The sequence below is a fragment of the Rhodoferax sp. genome (assembly GCF_028689305.1).
Lineage (GTDB): Bacteria > Pseudomonadota > Gammaproteobacteria > Burkholderiales > Burkholderiaceae_C > Rhodoferax.
Window position 1 is genome coordinate 1 of record NZ_JAQTWM010000086.1, and the last position, 14,091, is coordinate 14,091.

15 protein-coding genes are annotated in these 14,091 nt (G+C 59.9%); 8 read left to right on the top strand and 7 right to left on the bottom strand.

Annotation, left to right across the window (positions count from 1 at the left end):
- The 4 genes from PHW99_RS14975 to PHW99_RS14990 all read right to left on the bottom strand — a co-directional run.
- A partial coding sequence (locus PHW99_RS14975; RefSeq protein ID WP_300179241.1) for a hydantoinase/carbamoylase family amidase occupies positions 1-835 on the bottom strand: 835 nt, incomplete at its 3' end.
- Between the two features lie 614 nt (positions 836-1,449).
- Complete coding sequence (hydA, locus tag PHW99_RS14980) at positions 1,450-2,892, bottom strand: dihydropyrimidinase (protein ID WP_300179244.1); 1,443 nt, start codon at positions 2,890-2,892, stop codon at positions 1,450-1,452.
- A 64-nt stretch (positions 2,893-2,956) separates the two neighbouring features.
- Positions 2,957-4,264: an NAD-dependent dihydropyrimidine dehydrogenase subunit PreA gene (gene preA / locus PHW99_RS14985; RefSeq protein ID WP_300179246.1), complete on the bottom strand. Its 1,308-nt coding sequence runs from the start codon at positions 4,262-4,264 to the stop codon at positions 2,957-2,959.
- Positions 4,265-4,279: 15 nt separating this feature from the next.
- A complete protein-coding gene (locus PHW99_RS14990; protein WP_300179282.1) occupies positions 4,280-5,632 on the bottom strand; it encodes an NAD(P)-dependent oxidoreductase in 1,353 nt (450 codons plus the stop codon).
- Between the two features lie 259 nt (positions 5,633-5,891).
- On the opposite strand from PHW99_RS14990, the gene PHW99_RS14995 reads away from it, so the two are divergent.
- From PHW99_RS14995 to PHW99_RS15015, 5 genes are read left to right on the top strand one after another with little or no spacing between them, the layout of a single operon-like run.
- On the top strand, positions 5,892-7,163 hold the full coding sequence (locus PHW99_RS14995) for a 2Fe-2S iron-sulfur cluster-binding protein (protein ID WP_300179249.1): 1,272 nt from the start codon (positions 5,892-5,894) through the stop codon (positions 7,161-7,163).
- A complete protein-coding gene (locus tag PHW99_RS15000; RefSeq protein ID WP_300179252.1) occupies positions 7,164-7,742 on the top strand; it encodes a hypothetical protein in 579 nt (192 codons plus the stop codon).
- Positions 7,739-8,479, top strand: a complete 741-nt coding sequence (locus tag PHW99_RS15005; RefSeq protein WP_300179255.1) for a cytochrome c3 family protein — start codon at positions 7,739-7,741, stop codon at positions 8,477-8,479. Before PHW99_RS15000 ends, PHW99_RS15005 begins: the two co-directional genes overlap by 4 nt.
- Positions 8,480-8,515: 36 nt before the next feature.
- Positions 8,516-8,800: a zf-TFIIB domain-containing protein gene (locus PHW99_RS15010; RefSeq protein ID WP_300179258.1), complete on the top strand. Its 285-nt coding sequence runs from the start codon at positions 8,516-8,518 to the stop codon at positions 8,798-8,800.
- 3 nt (positions 8,801-8,803) lie between these two features.
- Entirely contained in the window at positions 8,804-9,523 is a 720-nt protein-coding gene (locus PHW99_RS15015; RefSeq protein WP_300179261.1) for a zinc permease, read from the top strand.
- Positions 9,524-9,646: 123 nt separating this feature from the next.
- Here the strand turns inward: PHW99_RS15015 and PHW99_RS15020 are convergent, their stop codons facing one another.
- Positions 9,647-10,072 carry a PaaI family thioesterase gene (locus tag PHW99_RS15020; RefSeq protein WP_300179264.1) on the bottom strand — a complete coding sequence of 142 codons (426 nt, stop codon included), beginning with the start codon at positions 10,070-10,072 and terminating at the stop codon, positions 9,647-9,649.
- 125 nt (positions 10,073-10,197) lie between these two features.
- On the opposite strand from PHW99_RS15020, the gene PHW99_RS15025 reads away from it, so the two are divergent.
- Positions 10,198-10,623 carry a MarR family winged helix-turn-helix transcriptional regulator gene (locus PHW99_RS15025; RefSeq protein WP_300179267.1) on the top strand — a complete coding sequence of 142 codons (426 nt, stop codon included), beginning with the start codon at positions 10,198-10,200 and terminating at the stop codon, positions 10,621-10,623.
- A 238-nt stretch (positions 10,624-10,861) separates the two neighbouring features.
- Here the strand turns inward: PHW99_RS15025 and PHW99_RS15030 are convergent, their stop codons facing one another.
- Both PHW99_RS15030 and PHW99_RS15035 read right to left on the bottom strand, forming a co-directional pair.
- Positions 10,862-11,662 (bottom strand): LytTR family DNA-binding domain-containing protein, encoded by an 801-nt coding sequence (locus tag PHW99_RS15030; protein ID WP_300179270.1) that lies wholly within the window; start codon positions 11,660-11,662, stop codon positions 10,862-10,864.
- Complete coding sequence (locus PHW99_RS15035; RefSeq protein ID WP_300179273.1) at positions 11,659-12,738, bottom strand: histidine kinase; 1,080 nt, start codon at positions 12,736-12,738, stop codon at positions 11,659-11,661. The genes PHW99_RS15030 and PHW99_RS15035 overlap by 4 nt, the downstream gene beginning before the upstream one ends.
- 227 nt (positions 12,739-12,965) lie before the next feature.
- Between PHW99_RS15035 and PHW99_RS15040 the strand changes: the two genes are divergently transcribed.
- Both PHW99_RS15040 and PHW99_RS15045 read left to right on the top strand, forming a co-directional pair.
- Positions 12,966-13,421: a hypothetical protein gene (locus tag PHW99_RS15040; protein WP_300179276.1), complete on the top strand. Its 456-nt coding sequence runs from the start codon at positions 12,966-12,968 to the stop codon at positions 13,419-13,421.
- Positions 13,422-13,612: 191 nt separating this feature from the next.
- A partial coding sequence (locus PHW99_RS15045) for a DUF4386 domain-containing protein (RefSeq protein WP_300179279.1) occupies positions 13,613-14,091 on the top strand: 479 nt, incomplete at its 3' end.

Sequence of the window (14,091 nt, forward strand, 5' to 3'; positions counted from 1 at the left end):
TGTTGGGGAAGACCTGCACCATGCCGACCGTGCCACGGCCATGAGGCTGGTGGCGCATGGCGGTAGCTACAACCTCTTGCATGATCTGCGTGGCCACCTGCATCGCATCCTTGCGCAGCGCCATCGGGGTTGGGCCGGCGTGGGCTTCCATGCCGGTGACGGTGCAGTCAAACCAGCGGATGCCCAGCACACCTTGCACGACACCAATGGTCACGTTGTGGTCTTCCAGCACCGGGCCTTGTTCGATGTGGGTCTCAAAAAACGCGCCAATCGGGTGGTCGCCAGGTTCCTGGTCGCCGATGTAGCCGATGCGTTTGAGTTCTTCGCCGACCGTTTTGCCGTCAATGTCTTTGGCGGCGTAAGCGTGTTCCAGCGTGAAGGTTTTGGAGAACACACCCGAGCCCATCATCACCGGCACAAAACGTGAGCCCTCTTCGTTGGTCCAGAAGCTGACCTCGACCGGGGCTTCGGTTTCAATCCCGTGGTCGTTCAGGGTGCGCATGACTTCCAGGCCCGCGAGCACGCCGTAGTTGCCATCGAACTTGCCGCCGGTGGGTTGGGTGTCGATGTGGCTACCGGTCACGATGGGTGGCAAGGCGTTGTTGCGGCCTGGGCGGCGCATGAAGCCGTTGCCGATTTTGTCGATGGTCACAGAAAGGCCTGCTTCTTTGGCCCATTGGGTGACGAGGTCGCGGCCTTGTTTGTCGAGGTCGGTGAGGGTCAATCGGCAAACACCGCCTTTGGGGGTTTCACCGATTTTGGCGAGTTCCATCAGGGAGTCCCAGAGGCGCTGGCCGTTGATGCGCAGGGTGGAGATGTCGGTTGCAGTTTTCATGTTAATTCCTCTGTGGGGTTGGCTGGAATGCGTGACTTGCCGTGTGACGGCAGCAGGCCGGGTCTCGCCCCGGCGGGCGACTCACTTTTCTTTGCTTCGCCAAAGAAAAGTAAGCAAAAGAAAGGCGAGCCGACGGCAGGGCCGCTACGCGGTTCCTTGCGCTGCTCGCAGTCTGCGGGGGCTGGCTCGAACTCGCTTCGCTCAAACAATCGCCAGCCCTTTTCCCGCAGCCCGCTGCGCTGCTCAGCCCTGCCTCAACGGCGGGGAGAGTGGCGGCACTTTGCTTCGCTCGTGCCGTGTGCAATGTGGCGCGCAGCGCCACGAGCCGGGGGGATTGGGCTGTTGTTGGTTCCCATCGCCCTTCTGGTTGCGCCGAGGAGCGCAGCTGCAGGTGGATCAGGGCACGCGATTGTTTGAGGCGATAGCCGAGTTCGAGCGGGCCCCCACCTGCAGCGAGCACCGCAGGTTGCCCGAAGCTCTGCTTCGGGACGCAAACAGCGGGCTCGCCTTTCTTTTGCTTACTTTTCTTTGGCGAAGCAAAGAAAAGTGAGTCGCCCGCCGGGGCGAGACCCGGCTTGCTGCGAGCACCACACACAGCAAACATGTCAAAAACCTCAGCGCTTCACCGCCGTCGGCATCAACACCTCGGCACGCAACTTCGCCGCCGCAAAGTTGGAACCAAACGCCGGACGTTTGAGGTAACGCCCGGCCCCACGCTCAGCCCGCAAATCCCCTTGCACAAACACCAGCTTGCCCTGACTCAGCGTGTGGCTGGGGATGCCGGTAACGGTGCGGCCTTCAAACACGTTGTAGTCACCCTTGCTGAACTGGGTCTTGGCCGACAGCGTCTTGGTACCCGCCGGGTCCCAGACCACCAGGTCGGCATCGGCCCCCACGCTGACGCTGCCTTTTTGCGGGTACAGGTTGAACAGCTTGGCGGTGTTCGCTGAGGTCACGGCGACAAATTCGCTGGGTGTCAGGCGGCCGGTGTTGACCCCTTCGTCCCACACCACGGCCATGCGCTCCTCGACACCGCCGCAGCCGTTCGGAATCTTGGCAAAGTCGTCCTTGCCTGCGGCTTTCTGCGCGGCGCAGAAGGTGCAATGGTCGGTGGCGGTGGTGTGTAAGTTGCCGCTTTGCAGACCGCGCCACAAAAATTCCTGATGCCCCTTGGGGCGGAACGGCGGGCTCATCACGTGGGCGGCCGCAGTGGCAAAGTCGGGGTGGCGGTAGATGCTGTCGTCAATCGTCAGATGGCCAGCCAGCACCTCGCCGTAAACGCGCTGGCCACGGGCACGGGCCCGGGCAATGGCTTCGGCGGCTTCGATGCAGCTCACATGCACCACGTAGATCGGCACATTCAGCACATCGGCAATGGCAATGGCGCGGTTGGCCGCCTCGCCTTCAACCATCGGCGGGCGTGACAGCGGGTGGCCTTCGGGGCCGGTGATACCCATCTCGGCCACCTGTTTTTGCAGCAGGTAGACCAGCTCGCCGTTTTCGGCGTGTACCGTGGGCATGGCGCCGAGTTCCAGGCAGCGTTTGAAGCTGTTCACCAGGGTTTCGTCGTCGCACATGATGGCGTTTTTGTAGGCCATGAAGTGTTTGAAGCTGTTGATGCCCTCGTCATTCACCAAGCTACCCATGTCGCGTTTCACCGACTCGTCCCACCAGGTGATGGCCATGTGAAAGCTGTAGTCGCCCGCAGCTTTTTCGGCCCAGCCGCGCCAGGTCTGGTAAGCCTCCATCAGCGGTTGTTTGGGGTTGGGGATGACGAAGTCGATGATGGTCGTGTTGCCACCGGCCAGACCGGCTGCCGTGCCGGTGTAGAAATCGTCCATGGTGGTGGTGCCCATGAAGGGCAGCTGCATGTGGGTGTGCGGGTCAATGCCACCGGGCATGACGTACTGGCCACCGGCATCCACCACCGTGGTGCCAGCTGGGGCTTGCAGGCCTTCGCCCACCGCCACGATCTTGCCGTCTTGCGTCAATACATCGGCGCGAAAGGCGCGGTCGGCATTGACCACGGTGCCGCCTTGGATCAGGATATTGCTCATGGATTACTCCTAAAAAGATAGCTATATAGGCAATCAATACGCGGGCTAGATGCCAATTTTGTGCTTAAGCAACAACACGTGCGGGGTTGTTCGGGTGCGTGGTCCAGTCGGCATGTTGCGCCGACACGGTCTTGCCGGTGCGCAAGTCCACTTCACCCGGCGCCAGGTTGCGCAGCGTGATGCATTCTGGCACCGGGCAGACCAGGGTGCACAGGTTGCAGCCGACGCATTCATCCTCTTTCACCTCAAAGTGGCGCTGGCCATCCTTGACTGCCATGATCGCCTGGTGGCTGGTGTCTTCGCAGGCAATGTGGCAGCGCCCGCAGTCGATGCACTTGTCCTGGTTGATCACCGCTTTGCTGATGTGATTCAGGTTCAGATACCGCCAGTCGCTCACGGTGGGCACCGCCTTGCCAACGATGTCTGACACGCTGGCAAAACCCATCTCGTCCAGGTAGTTGGACAGGCCGTCGGCCATCTCCTGAACGATCTTGAAGCCGTAGACCATGGCGGCGGTGCAGACCTGCACATTGCCGGCGCCCAGGGCCAGGAAGTCCACCGTATCGCGCCAGCTGCCGACACCACCAATGCCGCTGATCGGCAGGCCAGCCGTTTGCGGGTCACGGGCAATTTCAGCCACCATGTTGAGCGCAATCGGTTTCACCGCCGGGCCACAGTAGCCGCCGTGGCTGCCTTTGCCGCCGGTGCTGGGCACCATGGTCAGGCTGTAGGGGTCGACCCCCATGATGGAGTTGATGGTGTTGATCAGACTCACCGCATCGGCGCCGCCAGCTTTGGCCGCGCGGGCAGGCAGGCGGATGTCGGTGATGTTGGGCGTGAGTTTGACGATCACCGGCAGTTTGCTGTACTGCTTGCACCAGGCGGTGACCATCTGGATGTACTCGGGTACCTGGCCAACTGCCGCGCCCATGCCGCGTTCACTCATGCCGTGCGGGCAGCCAAAGTTGAGTTCGATGCCGTCGGCGCCGGTGTCTTCCACGCGCGGCAGGATGGCCCGCCAGGCGTCTTCGTTACACGGCACCATGATCGACACCACCATGGCGCGATCCGGCCAGGCACGTTTGACTTCGGTGATCTCGCGCAGGTTGACCTCCAGGTCGCGGTCGGTGATGAGTTCGATGTTGTTGAAGCCCATCAAACGCCGGTCAGGCGAAAGCAGCGCGCCGTAACGCGGACCGTTGACATTGACCACCGGCGGCCCGGCCTCGCCCAGCGTTTTCCAGACCACGCCGCCCCAGCCGGCTTCAAAAGCGCGGTTGACGTTGACGGCCTTGTCAGTGGGTGGGGCCGAGGCCAGCCAGAAAGGGTTAGGGCTGTGGATGCCCACGAAGTTGGTGTGCAGATTAGCCATGCTGTGCGTCCCGGTTCAAAGGTTCATGAGATGGGTGTGGATGGCCTGGGCGGCCTGTTTGCCATGCGCCACGGCTTCGACCGTCAGGTCCAGCCCGCCAGCGCGGCAGTCGCCACCGGCCCAGACACCGGGCAGGTTGGTCAGGCCGTCGGCATCGGTGGCGATCCGACCCGCCTGCAGCGTCAAACCGGCTTGCGCCAGCAGCGGGTTGCCCAGCTTCTGGCCAATGGCCTTGAGCACCATGTCGGTTTCGAACACCATGGTTTCGCCAGTGGGCAGCAACTGGCCGTTGACCAGCGTCTGGTGGGCAAAACGCACGCCGCCGGCCCACTGCGGGTCCACACTGTTGGCCACCACTTCGATCGGGGCCAGCCAGTGGTGAATCGTCACACCGTGGGTTTGCGCCCATTCCTGCTCGGCCCGGGAGGCCGACATGGCCTCAGGCCCGCGCCGGTAAACCATGTGCACGTCCTGCGCACCGAGCAGCTTGGTCTGCACGGCAGCGTCCACCGCCGTCATGCCACCGCCAATCACCACCACCTGGCGGCCGACGGGCAGGCTCGCCAGGTCTTCGGCTTGCCGCAGTGTGGCGATGAAGTCCACCGCGTCCTGCACGCCCAACAGGTTTTCACCCGGCACCCCAAGCTGGTGCGTGTTGGGCAGTCCCATGCCCAGAAACAGAGCATCAAAGTCCTGGCGCAGCGCATTGAGCTGCTCAACCGTGCTGAGGCGCCAGCCCTGGCGCAACTCGATGCCACCTACACCCAGCAACCATTGCACTTCGGCCTGGGCAAAGTTGTTGGGAGTCTTGTAGCTGGCCAACCCGTATTCGTTGAGGCCACCGGCCTTGGGCCGGGCATCAAAGATCACCACATCGTGGCCCTGTGCGGCCAAAGTGTGGGCGCAGGTCAGGCCGGCCGGGCCGGCACCCACCACGGCCACTTTTTTGCCCGTGCGGCTGGCGCGCTTGAAGATTTGCGGCTGCGCGCTGTCGAGCAGGGCGTCCACCGCATGGCGCTGCAGGCGGCCAATGGCCACCGGCCGGTCTTCCTGGGTGTGGCGCACGCAGACCGCCTCACACAGGTTCTCGGTCGGGCAGACGCGGGCACACATGCCGCCCAGCGGATTGGCTTCCAGAATGGTTTTGGCCGAGCCGCGCAGATTACCGTCGGCAATGCGCCGGATGAAGGACGGCACATCGATATGGGTGGGGCAGGCCGTGGCGCAGGGCGCGTCAAAACAATACAGGCAACGTTCAGCTTCCAGCACTGCCTGCGGCCTGGTCAGGCGCGGGGCGGCATCGGCAAACCGCTGGGCATAGTCGGCGGCGGCTAGCCGGCCTGAACGAACATCGGGCGCAAGAGACAGGGACACGCTGGCACTCCTTTAAAAATCTGACCGTTTGGTCAACTTCAAGAACAAATACTAGCAAGCCACGTGCCAAAGCGTCTCTAGGGGTTAGCCCTAGCGCCTGCTCGGGTTATTAAGCGTGGGTTAAGCAGACCACGTTATGCTTTGCCCACTTCGCCAAGAAGAAAGAAGTTGACGTGTCCATGAAGCTCAGGTGCCCTTCGGTGGCTCTTATGCACAATCCTGAGGTAAGGTATGGCCAGTTGGGAACAACACCATGACCTCCTCCGTATTGCTGCTCTGGATCGTCGGCGGCCTGGTGTTGCAACTGGCAATTTATCTGGGAATTGGTTTTGGGCGGCATTGGCAGAGCTACCAGGCCTTGCGCACCACCGTCATGGATGAAGGGCTGCCGGTCAAACCCAGGCCGCTTCCTGCGGAAGAAGACACCGTGCCGGCTGCGTGGTCGGGCTGGCGTACTTTTCGGGTCACCCACAAAATCCTGGAAAACGCCGATCAGGACATCTGTTCGTTTCATCTGGCTCCTCAGGACGGCCAGGCGTTACCACCATTTTTGCCCGGACAGTTTCTGACTTTTCGTCTGACTATTCCCTCACCCCCAGGGAACATCGAGTCTGTCACGCGGTGTTATTCCCTCTCTGATGCGCCCCACCCGGGTCACTACCGGGTGTCCATCAAGCGTGTTCCCGCTTCGACTCCTGAGCCAACCCCACCGGGGCGTTCCTCCAACTTTTTCCATGACCAGGTGCAGGTCGGCAGTTTGTTGCAGGTTCGCGCGCCTGCCGGGCATTTTTACCTGGACCGCAGTGATGCCCCGGTGGTGCTGATTGGCGGCGGCATTGGCATCACCCCGATGCTCAGCATGCTCAACTGGTGTCTGTCGGCACAGACTGGGCGCGAGATCTGGCTGTTTTATGGGGTCCGTCACCACCGCGAATTAGTGGCACAACCGCACCTGGAAGCGCTGGCGCAGCTGCATCCCAACTTTCATCTGAGAATCTGCCTCAGTGGAAACAACGCTGACGATGGGGTCGACCCGCGCTATCGGCATCACGGCCGTGTTGACGTGGATTTGCTTCGCCGCGTGCTGCCGCTCAGGCCTTACCACTTCTATATTTGCGGCCCCACACCCATGCTGGAAAGCCTGGTACCCGCCCTGGAAGACTGGGGGGTGGCCTCGGCGCACATCCATTTTGAAGCCTTCGGACCCGCGTCCATCCGGCGGCGTCACGCAGAACCTGCGCCAACGTCGCCCGCCCCTGCATCAGGTACCACCGTCTCCGTGAATTTTTCCAAAACGGGAAAGCAGTTGCCCTGGCAGGCGGGCTGTGGCACGTTGCTGGAACTGGCCGAAGCCCATGGCATCTCGGTGGCCACTGGTTGCCGCTCTGGCAGCTGCGGCAGTTGCCAAACCGTCATCCAGTCCGGCGAGGTGTTTTACCCGCAGGCCCCGGACTTTGACCCCGAACCAGGCACCTGCCTGATGTGTGTCGGCACACCCCAAACCAGCGTCACCCTGGAGTTGTAAATGGACAAGTCGCTTTGGCGTGAACACATCCTGCCCTTCAGCGTGCTGCTGGGTGTGCTGGCCGCTGCCACGCTGGTCGGCGACTATTTCTTGCACTGGTTCAAGTTGGTGTGGGTTGGCCGGTATCTCGGTATTGTGGGCTCGTTGTTGATCATCGGTTCGCTGTATTACTCGCTGCGCAAGCGCAAATACGTCTCTTCGGGCAATCCAACAACGCTGCTGAGGATGCACGAATTCAGCGCCTGGCTAGGTTCATTGATGGTGCTGATCCACGCCGGTGTGCATTTCAATGCCATCCTGCCGTGGCTGGCCACCGTGGCCATGGGTGTGAATGTGGTGAGCGGGATGGTTGGCAAGATGCTGCTCCACCGTGCGCGTCAGCATGTACAGGGTCAACGCAACCAATTCCAGCTGCGTGGCATGCCCAAACCCGAGATGGAGCAGGCCTTGTTCTGGGATGCGGTGACCGTGGGCGCCATGGCCCAGTGGCGCAAGGTCCATATCCCCATCTTCATCGTGTTCGTGGTCCTGGCGCTGGGTCACATCGTCAGTGTCTTCTTGTTCTGGGGTTGGGTATGAGCAAAACCCTGAAGATCATCCTGGCCTGCAATCTGGCCATCTTGGCGGTATTGGTGTTCATTTACCCTGACTTGATGGTCGGGCCAGGCAAGCTGATCCCCGGCCACAAGACGCTGGAGGGGGACTGCTTCGCCTGCCACGCCCCGCTCACAGGGGCCAGTGCAGCACGATGCATCAGTTGCCACCAACCTGTGAACATTGGCCGCCTGACCACCCAAGGTGTCCCCATTGCCAAACCGGCCACCGCCACCACATTCCACCAGGATTTGATCAGCCAGGACTGTGTGGCCTGCCACAGCGACCATGCCGGTGTGAAACGTTTTGCCCGCCAGAAAAAGTTCGACCACACCTTGCTCAAGCAGGGCACCCGGGACCAATGTCAGGCCTGCCACAAGCCGCCGGTCGATGCATTACACAAGCAGATCACCGGCAACTGCCTGCAATGCCATACACAGCAGATGTGGACACCCGCCACCTTTGACCACAACCAGTACTTTGTCCTGGACAAGGACCACAACACCAGCTGCGTCACCTGTCACATCCGCAATGACTACAGCCGCTTCACTTGTTATGGTTGCCATGAGCACACCCCAGACAACATTCGCCGCAAACACATCAAAGAGGGTATTGCCAAATATGACAACTGCGTGGAATGCCACACCAGTGCCAACGAGCACGACATCAAGAGCCGAGATGGGGACCGTGGTAAACGCAAGAACAAACGCGACGACGACTGACTTTCAACCATTCACATTCATTTACCAAGGAAATTCATGAAATGCCCAACCTGCGTCACCACTGATTTGCTCATGACAGAGCGGATGGCTATCGAAATTGACTATTGCCCCCAATGCCGGGGTGTCTGGCTGGACCGGGGAGAGCTGGACAAAATCATTGAGCGCAGCACCCGTGAAGCCCTCCCGGTATCACCGACCATGACACCGCCAGCACCCAACCAGATGCGCCCACAGTACGACAAACCGCATGGCTACCGGGAAGACCACCATGATGGCCATTACCGTGGCAAGAAGTCCTTCTGGAACGAATTGTTCGACTGAGATATGAACGCACAGCACTTCCTGATCATGGGCATTCCTGCCGTGGTCGCCCTGAGTGGTGGGGTACTTGCCGCTTTTTGGACACCAGGGCACGCCACACGCAGTCTGATTCAGCACTTTGCTGCCGGCGTGGTGCTCGCGGCGTTGGCCGTAGAACTCCTGCCAGAAATAGAACGCGAACATGCGCCGGGCCTGGTTTTGGCTGGCGCATTTGCGCTGGGGAGCCTGTTCATGTATGCATTGAAGTTGTGGACGATGCGGATGGAACACGCTGCCAACCTGACCGGCTCCAGCGAAGGGCTCAGCAAAGGTCTGCTGATTGCCACATTCATTGACGTAGCCACTGACGGTTTCATCATTGGTGCAGGTTTTGCCGCCGGTGGTGAAACCGGCACCATTCTGGCTTTAGGCCTGTCCGTGGAATTGTTGTTCCTGGGCCTGGCGCTGACTTCGGGCGCCAATGCAGGCTGGCGCATTGTTGCCATATCAGGTGCGCTTGGCGTAACAGTGCTTGTCTTCTCTGTGCTGGGCAACGTGTTGCTGTCAGGAGCCTCCCATGCCGTCATCGGTGGCACACTGGCTTTCAGTGCGGCAGCGCTGCTTTACCTTGTGACGGAGGAGCTGCTGATGGAAGCACATGAAGTCGAGGAAAAGCCTGTTTCCACGCTGGTCCTGTTTGGTGGATTTTTGACCTTCTGGAGTATTCAACTGATGGGCAAATAGCCCTGTCCAGCTGGTTGGCCAGCGACGCATGCCACAGACCTCACGCCCGGCATCTTGCGTTACCTCGGACGAACGCAGCACACTCCTGGTACCGTGGGTACTCCAACGTTTCGCAGTCCTCAATTAAGCGGCATCAGGGAGTCGGGCAATTGTCCCTTGACCTATTGCACAGAGCTTCTCTAAGTCATCCGCTACTACAAAAACCTTTAAGGTGCAGACTGCTTGAGATTTACTCTTCGATGCGCAACTCGCGCGGGCACGCAACTCTTGTCCCACGGCCGGTCGCACATAGTTCAGTTTGAACTCCGAAGTAACGACTGGAACACCCATAGCTGCACCGCCCGCAAAGGCAAGTACGTTATCCGCCAAATAGCTAAGGACACCTCCGTGCACGAATCCATTTTGCTGCAATAGCTCGGGCCTAATGACAAGGCGAAGTTCAGCTAAATCGGGACTTAGTGAAGTTAGCTTCGTCCCCATCATTCTGCTAAAGGGTTGCTGTTCCAAGACATTACGCCCGTAGTTGAGCAGTTCATCAGTCTTTTGCACGTATCACCTCTCAATTTCTGATTTTGCAATAAATACTTCGTATGCGAAGTGTAAGATGTTTTTAGACGATGTAGTGCGTACAAGGGCAAAATCTGGAGCATTTACAAAGACAACTTGAGTGCGCTATGGCTGAAAAGATCTATCTCTACCACCAGCTCCAATTAGCTGCTGCCCGCCTCCGCTCGCAGGCCGACCGCTTGGGGGCCGCAGCCGCAGGGGTTAGCGGCGCACAGGCTGGCGTGCTGCTAGCTGTTGCAGCCAAACCAGGTGCATCACAGCGTGCTGTAGCGCAAGCGTTGGGACAGAGTGAGTCCGGATTTACAACAATGGTTTCTAGATTGGTCGCTGCGGAACTAGTCTTGCGTACACATGATTCAGTAGATCCACGAGCCTGGGCATTGACATTGACCCCAAAAGGAGAAGATGCACTCGTTAAGGTCAAAGAAGGACTCAAAGAATTGAATCGGCTTATCGATCGGGCACTTAGCGCGCAGGAGAAGGAGAACTTGTCAAAGTTACTGTCTCGCATAGTTGAGGCCGTTAACGAATAGCGTTTATATGCTGCGCAGCGATGCTGAAACGATCCAAGAAGCCTCCCGCGGCAGATAGTCGCGGGAAGCTCGGGCATGTGTACACCCGCGCAATGCCGGGAAAGGGTACAAAACGTTTCCAAAACCGGATGGAACCCGTGTCAGACAGGGTGAGGATTTCGTTGATGAATTGACTGGGATTGACCGCTGCGCTGTTAGGCTTGATGACGTTGGGATGTCCACCGAGGTCTGCGCGCCCTCAGTTGATCACTCCCCCGGCTGCACTGCTGCCAAGCAGTCTTTTACGCAAAGAAGGTGCGAAGGTCCGGCCCACTCGGATTTCCAGTCCTTCCGAGAGCACGGCGATGAGGCCGGCAGACTGAGCCAGTTTTAGGCGCAGGATGGCGTCGCATCGCACGATGCTGCTGCGGTGGATGCGGATAAAGACTTCAGGGTCTAGGCGTCCTTCCAGCGCGCTCAGCGTTTCATGGTGCAAGTAAGAGCAGCCGGAGACATGGATGCGTACGAAATCGCGTTCGGCCTGGATACGCTGGATATCCGCATGCGGGATACGTACATGCTCGCCCCGTACTTTGACCCAAATGCAGCCGCTCAGCCTGGGTTGTTCGTGCAGAGTGCGTCTAAGTGCCGCGATGGTTCCCTGCATTTCGGACATCCGCTCAGCCTGTTGGTGTGAGCTGGCGGCCGTGCGGGCGCGATGCATGGCGAGGTTAAAGCGTCCTGGTTCAATGGGCTTGGTCAGGTAATCGACGGCGTTGGCTTCGAAAGCGCGCAGAGCGTGGTGGTCGAATGCGGTGACGAAGACCACGACTGGCATGGGTGGCTCCAAATGCTCCAGCAGGTCGAATCCGCTGGCGCCCGGCATCTGGATATCGAGCAACAGGATGTCCGGCTGGCTGGCTCGGATAATCAGGTGGGCCTCGTCAACATTGCCCGCCTGCTCGACCCGGGTGACCCAGTCCAGTTTTGCCAGCATGCGGATCAGCCTACGCCGTGCCAGCGGTTCGTCATCCACGACAAGCACGAAAAGACCACTCACGCCGACCTCCAGGGTAGGTCGATGGCGGCTCGGTACCGACCGGGCGATACAGGACCATGCGTGAAACGGGCGTCACCGGTAAAACGGACGTTCAGCCGTTGCGAGACATTATTCAAACCCACGCCTGCACTTGGCATCCGCTTGACCGGGGTGCCACCCTGCGCCATGTCGTTTTCCACGGTTATGTGCAGGCGGTCCATCTCACGCCGGGCGCTCAAGGAGATTTCAACCGGGCCGCTGGTACTACCCAGGCCATGCTTGATCGCGTTTTCTACCAAGGGCTGGAGGATCAGGCTGGGGACCAGCGCGGAACGGTCCGAATCAGAAACATCGCAGCTGAAGCACATGCGGTCAGAGAAGCGTTCGTGTTCGATGTTCAGGTATTCTTGCTGCAGCGCGATCTCCTCTGCCAGCGTCACGTCGTTCATCGGGTCCAGCGTCAGCGTGGTGCGCATGAAGGAGGACAGCGAATGCACCATGCGCTCTGCACGCACGGCAGCGCCTTCTTCGATCAGCCCGGCAATGGAATTGAGCGTGTTGAACAAGAAATGCGGATTGATCTGGTAGCGTAGCGCCTGCATCTGCGCCATCAGCGCTTCCTTGCGCACCTCAGCCAGCAGCCGTTCTCGTTCCTGTACCTCGAAGTTGTCCAACACGGCGACAAACAGACAGCTCCATCCGAACAGCATCGAGACACCCTCAATCAGGGTGTAACCCGCACTGGCCGGATTGGGGTAGACCGGCCCGGGATACTGAAATATGCCCTGTTGGATGAAATCGACCGAAGCAAACAGCGGGGCTGCAATGGCCGCCATCAGGAAGCACAGCAACGCTTTCTGCAGGAAGGAAAAGCGGTCCCGCAGGCGGAACAGCAATGCCGCCATCAGGTAGGTGATGAGCGCACTCATGCCGAACAGGACGATCTTCGTCGGTGTGGACGGGAAGGGATCGATGCCCACGAAATAGCCAAGGATGCCGTCCATCGCATACATACACAGCCAATAGAGCAGATTGAGGCGGAGCGCGGCCTGCATCGGGCCGCACGCGGCTTCCTGCAGGTCGGTCGGGGCAGTCATGTCGTCTGTGCTTTAAAGCTTGGATTATCTCCGGTGGCGTCTTTGTCTCTTGTGCGGTTGGTCGTCGAATACTCGCCGTTCGCAGAAATTTTCCGCACCGGCCAGCGTGCAAAGGCGGTTCGCAGAATGCGCGTTGGCATGTTACGGCGCGTCCATAGAATGGCCCTGAACGCACGCCGGAGGGCGTGTCCAAGAATTTCGGAAAACCTTACAAGAGTATGAAGGCCATGAAAGCGATGCAAGCGCTATCGATGAAACTGTCGGGCGTTCATGGGGTCCAGGCCGGCCCTACCGGTTTTTCTTCCAGATCTGCGCGCGCAACGTCGCGTGACGTTGCAACTTCGGCATCGGCGACGGTTAGCCTCTCGGAAGCTGGCAAGTCGCTGGCCGACATCATGGCTGGGGTGAACCTGCGCCACATCCGATACACCGAGCTCGTCGAAGTCGCCCAGAGACTGCGCGATGCCGGCCATTTGGAAGGCAAAGACTATCTGGATTTCATCGGCCCCTCGCCGGCGCATGCCAGGCTGGACGAAACGACCGATCCGGACTGGAACCGGCCAATGGACCGAGTCGGGATGCACGAGATGCAGCTGGAATTCATGCAAGCCACCGGCTCAGAGCAACGCTTCATCGATTTCGAGCGATATCTGCTAGATCTCTACCTGAAGTTCGCGACATGAGGTGTTTCATGACTGTACAAGTGGCAAATGACGGACGCCATGCAATTGATCCTGCAGCAAGATGCCGGCTGCTCTGGGTGGATAGCGGGCATGCCATTCCACTGGAAAAGCCCGAGGCCATTGTCGCCGCGATTCGCGAGGCGCTGGCACTGCCGGCGCGGAATGCCCAACCCGTGCAGCCCAGGTAAGCCATGCGAATTCTTGCCCTCGGCCCGTTACGCAGAACCGCGCTGATCGCGGGCCTGCTTTACCTGCTCACCTTCGCATCGATACCTACCTTGTTCCTGTATGGCGGCGTGCAGGCGCCTGGTTTCGTGCTCGGCTCCGGTCCGGATGCGCCGGTGGTGCTGGGCGGCCTGCTCGAAATCATCGTCGCGCTCGCCTGCATCGGCACGGCCGTGGTGCTCTATCCGGTGCTCTGGCAATACGGCCAGGCGCGCGCGATCGGGCTGGTTGCTGCCAGAGTGCTGGAAGCCGCCCTGATCTATGTGGGCGTGGTCAGTCTGATGTCCGTCGTCACCTTGCGCCAAGCCGGCGCTGGCGCCGATGCGCTGGCAGTCAGCCAGGGCCTTGTGGCGCAGTACCGCTGGACATTTTTCTACGCCCAGAGCTTCATACCGGCAGTCAACGGTGCACTGCTGGGCAGCTTGTTGTACCAGTCGCGTCTGGT

Coding starts and splice junctions, on each gene's coding strand:
- PHW99_RS15010 (WP_300179258.1), top strand. CDS start 8,516: ATGAAATGCCCAACCTGCGTCACCACTGATTTGCTCATGACAGAGCGG.
- PHW99_RS15000 (WP_300179252.1), top strand. CDS start 7,164: ATGGACAAGTCGCTTTGGCGTGAACACATCCTGCCCTTCAGCGTGCTG.
- hydA (WP_300179244.1), bottom strand. CDS start 2,892: ATGAGCAATATCCTGATCCAAGGCGGCACCGTGGTCAATGCCGACCGC.
- PHW99_RS15025 (WP_300179267.1), top strand. CDS start 10,198: ATGGCTGAAAAGATCTATCTCTACCACCAGCTCCAATTAGCTGCTGCC.
- preA (WP_300179246.1), bottom strand. CDS start 4,264: ATGGCTAATCTGCACACCAACTTCGTGGGCATCCACAGCCCTAACCCT.
- PHW99_RS15035 (WP_300179273.1), bottom strand. CDS start 12,738: ATGACTGCCCCGACCGACCTGCAGGAAGCCGCGTGCGGCCCGATGCAG.
- PHW99_RS15015 (WP_300179261.1), top strand. CDS start 8,804: ATGAACGCACAGCACTTCCTGATCATGGGCATTCCTGCCGTGGTCGCC.
- PHW99_RS15040 (WP_300179276.1), top strand. CDS start 12,966: ATGAAAGCGATGCAAGCGCTATCGATGAAACTGTCGGGCGTTCATGGG.
- PHW99_RS15005 (WP_300179255.1), top strand. CDS start 7,739: ATGAGCAAAACCCTGAAGATCATCCTGGCCTGCAATCTGGCCATCTTG.
- PHW99_RS14995 (WP_300179249.1), top strand. CDS start 5,892: ATGACCTCCTCCGTATTGCTGCTCTGGATCGTCGGCGGCCTGGTGTTG.